General features: G+C 44.7%; 3 protein-coding genes. 1 reads left to right on the forward strand and 2 read right to left on the reverse strand.

Annotation, left to right across the window (positions count from 1 at the left end):
* The first annotated feature begins 107 nt into the window (after positions 1-107).
* Complete coding sequence (gene psb35 / locus F8S12_RS23085; RefSeq protein ID WP_196518656.1) at positions 108-335, forward strand: photosystem II assembly protein Psb35; 228 nt, start codon at positions 108-110, stop codon at positions 333-335.
* An 88-nt stretch (positions 336-423) separates the two neighbouring features.
* Here psb35 and F8S12_RS23090 read toward each other — a convergent pair whose 3' ends face one another.
* Both F8S12_RS23090 and rsmB read right to left on the reverse strand, forming a co-directional pair.
* Positions 424-846, reverse strand: a complete 423-nt coding sequence (locus tag F8S12_RS23090; protein WP_196518657.1) for a tellurite resistance TerB family protein — start codon at positions 844-846, stop codon at positions 424-426.
* A gap of 57 nt (positions 847-903) precedes the next feature.
* The coding region (rsmB, locus tag F8S12_RS23095; protein ID WP_196518658.1) for a 16S rRNA (cytosine(967)-C(5))-methyltransferase RsmB at positions 904-1,888 on the reverse strand (985 nt) is incomplete at its 5' end.

Below are 1,888 nucleotides of genomic sequence, written 5' to 3' on the forward strand. Positions count from 1 at the left end.
CCCCTGCTCCCCTGCCCTCTTATTAAACTCAACTCAGGGGGGATGTTAAGTGATAGGCTCATTTTATAGTGTGTCAAGTAGTGTTACTTAACATTGGAGAACATAATATGCTTATATTCATGCAGGCAGCAGATGCAATCGCAACAGGTGGTGGTCAATTTCCCTTGGCTTTTACCTTGGTGTATGTCGTTGGTTTTATTGCTGCTGTAACCATTGGTTCAATAGCTTGGTACAACTCGAAACGCCCCGCAGGTTGGGAAAGCAAAGAGCGTCCTGATATTGTGCCTAAAGTTGATAAAGAAGAAACTCCGGGTCTGGGTGAACCGAAGTCATAAGCAGTGATGAGTGATGAGTGTCAAACTTAAAAATCATCTAAAGACGCGAACAATCGCGCCTTGTCAACTCATCACTCATAACTCCTTGTTAGTTTTGCACTTCAACCCAACGACGGTAGAGCTTTTGAATTTGTTTGAGCAACCCAGTGTGAGCTGGTTGAGTTGAGCCATTCGGCTTTGCTATATCCTGCAACTCTGTCAGAAGTCTAGCTTCTTCGATCGCAACATCACCATCGCTATAAATTAAGCCACTGATAGCTTCAATCAGATTTTCGCAATCTTCAAGGCTGGGGCGATCGCCTAAATAATCTTGCACCCATCGATAGCACTCTTCTGGCTGTACAGGAACTAATTCGTACAACCAAGGTTTAATTTCTGGATCGCTAGCTAAACCTTTTGCTTGAGCGATTTCACGTAGATATTGCCGTTCTTCTGGCTGGATTTTGCCATCAATCCAGGCTGCTCCAATCAGGATTTTAACTAAGTTTTTCACATTGGAATGAGTCACCATTCCTGCCTCCTCTGGTAGATTCAAGTTTCCACCAAATCGTACAATCCTAAACAGTATTCACTCGGAATTATTGGTTTTTCTTAAGCGCACCATGAAAAAGCCATCCATATCTTGTAGATGAGGCCAAACTTTAAACCAACCTTGAGGCGTGATATGGGCGCAATCAGGTAACTCAACGCTGCTGGGAGACTCAATTTGCCAATCTGGTGACTCAGCTAAAAATGCCGCAATCACTTGTTCATTTTCTGCTGGATGCAATGTACAGGTGGCATAAACTATTACACCACCAGGTTTTACAAAGGTTGATGTATGGGTTAACAATTCTTTTTGCAGCTTTGAAAGTTCCCGAACAGATTCTGGTGTCTGTCGCCACCGAGCATCAGCATGACGGTGCATAGTTCCCAAGCCAGAACATGGAGCATCTAATAATACGCGGTCGGCGGTGTTTTTAAATTGAGCTAAGTTGCGGCTGTCGCCAGTGTAAATTTGAATAGATTGTAAACTTAGGCGTTGAGAATTTTCTTGAAGTTTGCGAAGACGCGAAGCAGTGCGATCGCAAGCCCAAATTTTCCCCTTATCCGCCATTAACTCGGCAATGTGCGTTGTTTTGCCTCCTGGTGCAGCACAAGCATCAATTACCACTTCACCTGGTTGGGGGTCGAGCAAATGACTTACTAATTGGGCGCTACTATCTTGTACAGTCCACCAACCCTCGCCAAAACCAGGTAGTTTTTGAATTGACCCACTACTACCAATCAATCGTAACGCTTGGGGTAAATAAGGAACGCGCTTCACCGAAATACCAGCAGATTGCAACGCTATCTCAACTTCCTCGATTGAAGTGCGAAGTGGATTGATCCGCAAATCGATTGTTGGCGATTGGTTCATCCATTCACACAGTTGTTCTGTTTGAGCTAGACTCAGTTGTTCTAACCACACTTGAATAATCCAGTCAGGAAAGCTGTGTAAAACGCCCAAGCGTTCCACCGGGTTTTCTGGGAGTTGTAACGGATCAAAATGGGGAGTGGGGAGTGGGGAGTGG

It is taken from the genome of Nostoc sp. WHI (genome assembly GCF_015714725.1).
Taxonomy (GTDB): domain Bacteria; phylum Cyanobacteriota; class Cyanobacteriia; order Cyanobacteriales; family Nostocaceae; genus Nostoc.

Bases quoted from the DNA above. Each gene is read 5' to 3' on its own strand.
- psb35 (WP_196518656.1), top strand. From the start codon at position 108: ATGCTTATATTCATGCAGGCAGCAGATGCAATCGCAACAGGTGGTGGT.
- F8S12_RS23090 (WP_196518657.1), bottom strand. From the start codon at position 846: ATGGTGACTCATTCCAATGTGAAAAACTTAGTTAAAATCCTGATTGGA.